Source organism: Sporomusa sp. (genome assembly GCF_057736855.1).
In genome coordinates this window covers 1-2,546 of record NZ_JBYKYF010000223.1, presented here as the reverse complement: position 1 = coordinate 2,546, position 2,546 = coordinate 1, and the positions used below count along the sequence as shown (strand labels likewise).

Genomic DNA, 2,546 nt, shown 5'->3' with positions numbered 1-2,546 from the left:
CGGTATCTTATTGGGAATATAATCATCATTTTGAAGAATTTCGATATATTAATATTGGACTTATGATAGCAGCTACTATTTATATGGGGCTTGAATGGTGGAAAGAACGAAAAAAAACAAAGTAATTAGCCAGTAAAAATAGTCAAAGCTGTACATATGGCAAATTATTGGTGTAAAGAGGAAGAGAACGGGTGAGTAAAAGTTATTAAGAATACGATATTTGACAATAATCGTTACTAATTAGTTTCCAAGGTTTTATTTGGATGAATAATCATATTGCAATAGAAAACAGATCAAAGTAAAATAAAGTCAAAAGGTCAATAATGGTCAGTAGCGTGTGACGGAGGTGAGGATGTGAACAACTTAGCCGATACTATTGAACAGTGGATTTTGCATCAGATGTCGCGTCAGAAGGATGAGATCATCGTTTTGCGTCGCAATGAAATGGCAGAAGCTCTTGCATGTGCGCCTTCGCAAATCAGTTATGTACTTAGCACACGTTTTACGCTAGAACGCGGTTTTATTGTTGAATCTCGGCGCGGGTCTGGAGGTTTTGTCCGGATTGCTCGTATCCCAGTGCAAACAATTGTATTTAAAGATGCCGCCAATCAGATTAAGGAAGACTTAAGCTTGGAAGAGGTAAATGCCATTGTTGAACGCTTGAAAAATCATAATTTGGTGACGAATCGGGAGGCTGCGCTGATTAATAAATGCTTTTCTTTTCTCTATGAACGGCTTGAACCTCAAGAGCGTGTGCCGCTACTGCAATCCCTCTTGATGACATTAGTGAATCAGAATGAATGATAAGTGCGGAGGCGAAGTGTATGTTGTGTGAAGAATGCCACAAAGAGGCTGCCTGTGTGCACATTACTAAGATTATTAATCAACAAAAGATAGAAAAACATTTGTGTGAACAATGTGCACATAAGTCAGGTGAGTTAGGCAAGAGTATCAACAGTTTGATTGGCAATAAATTTTCTATTCATGATTTTCTAAAAGAAATGTTTAATTATACAATACCGGCAGATACCAGGTCAATGCTTGAACCTGTCTGCTCAGAGTGTGGTTTAAGTTATAGTGAGTTTAGTCACAGCGGAAAATTTGGTTGCAGTATGTGTTATCAGGCCTTTGGCGGACAATTGGAACCATTGATTAAACGCATTCACGGTACCGCAGCGCATACTGGCAAGGTGCCAAAACGTGGAGGGGCTCAGTTTAGCCTGCAATTACGTATTAAACAACTACGCCATGAACTAGAGCAGCGTGTCATTTCAGAGGAATATGAGAAGGCCGCTAAACTACGAGATGAAATCAGAGCATTGGAAAAGATGCTTGCCGAGAATATGCGGCAGGGTAAGCGTGAGGTGGAATAATATGCCTACTATCGTAGAAAAATTACTAAATCAGCCGCTTACACCATGGATGAGCAGATCTGGGCCAGAAGGCGAGATTGTGCTTTCCAGCCGGATTCGGTTAGCTCGCAACTTAAGGAGTCAGCCTTTTCCCGGACGCGCTTCTGCAGTTCAGCTAAGCAAGATTCTTACAGAACTAAAGGAGGTTCCCGGAGATCTTGCTGCTGCCGATGGTCATGAATACCAAATGGTAAGACTTGATCAGTTGTCGGCGCTGGCTAGGAATGTTCTGGTAGAAAAGCATATTATTAGTCCTAGTCATATAACAGTCCCTGAGAATCGGGCCCTCATTATTCGCGATGATGCCAGTGTCAGCATTATGGTCAATGAAGAAGATCACCTGCGGCTGCAATGTCTGGAGGCTGGGCTTAATTTAACTGATGCGTTGGAGAAGGCCAATGCTGTAGATGATATTATTGAAGCCAAGCACGATATTGCGTTTATGGATAATATCGGATATCTTACTGCCTGTCCAACGAATATCGGTACTGGTTTGCGGGCCTCCGTAATGGTTCATTTACCTGCCTTGGTATTAACCAAACAGATGGGGCCCATGGTGGCGATAGCTACCCAATTAGGTTTAACCGTACGGGGCTTGTACGGGGAGGGAACCGAAGCAGCAGGTAATGTTTTCCAAATATCTAATCAAGTTACCTTAGGTCGTAATGAGCAAGATATTGTTGCCAGTTTAAATGGTGTTGTTAGACAAATTGTGGACAAGGAACGTATGGCTAGAAAGTTGCTGATCAATGAATCTCCCGATGCCTTAGCTGACAGGGTATGGAGGGCTTATGGTGTACTCCGTTATGCCCAAAGTATTTCTGCAAATGAGTCGTTGGCGCTGTTAAGTGAAGTGAGGTTGGGGATTGACCTGGGTGTTATTGATGAAGCATCACCTGATGTATTTACAAAACTATTAATTATGACCAGACCGAATTTCTTACAAAATTTATCAGGTGATACTGTCTTACACCAAGCGGACAGCAACAAATTACGGGCCAAGTTAATTCGTACAAGCTTACAAAAATTGTAATGTAATTGTTTAAGCAAAGCTAAAGAATGCCAGTTCAGGTAGAGATCTGTTCTACCTGAACTGATGTCAACTGTAGAGACGAAAGTCTTGATGTAGTGGAC

At 41.6% G+C, this 2,546-nt stretch carries 3 protein-coding genes; all 3 read left to right on the top strand.

Going from position 1 to position 2,546, the window contains the following annotated elements:
* Window positions 1-354 precede the first annotated feature (354 nt).
* From AC29Z1_RS13135 to AC29Z1_RS13125, 3 genes are read left to right on the top strand one after another with little or no spacing between them, the layout of a single operon-like run.
* Complete coding sequence (locus AC29Z1_RS13135) at window positions 355-804, top strand: CtsR family transcriptional regulator (protein WP_488271906.1); 450 nt, start codon at window positions 355-357, stop codon at window positions 802-804.
* Window positions 805-824: 20 nt separating this feature from the next.
* Window positions 825-1,373, top strand: coding sequence for a UvrB/UvrC motif-containing protein (locus tag AC29Z1_RS13130; RefSeq protein WP_488271905.1), 549 nt, complete (start codon window positions 825-827; stop codon window positions 1,371-1,373).
* A 1-nt stretch (window position 1,374) separates the two neighbouring features.
* Entirely contained in the window at window positions 1,375-2,445 is a 1,071-nt protein-coding gene (locus AC29Z1_RS13125; protein ID WP_488271904.1) for a protein arginine kinase, read from the top strand.
* The last annotated feature ends 101 nt before the right edge of the window (window positions 2,446-2,546 follow it).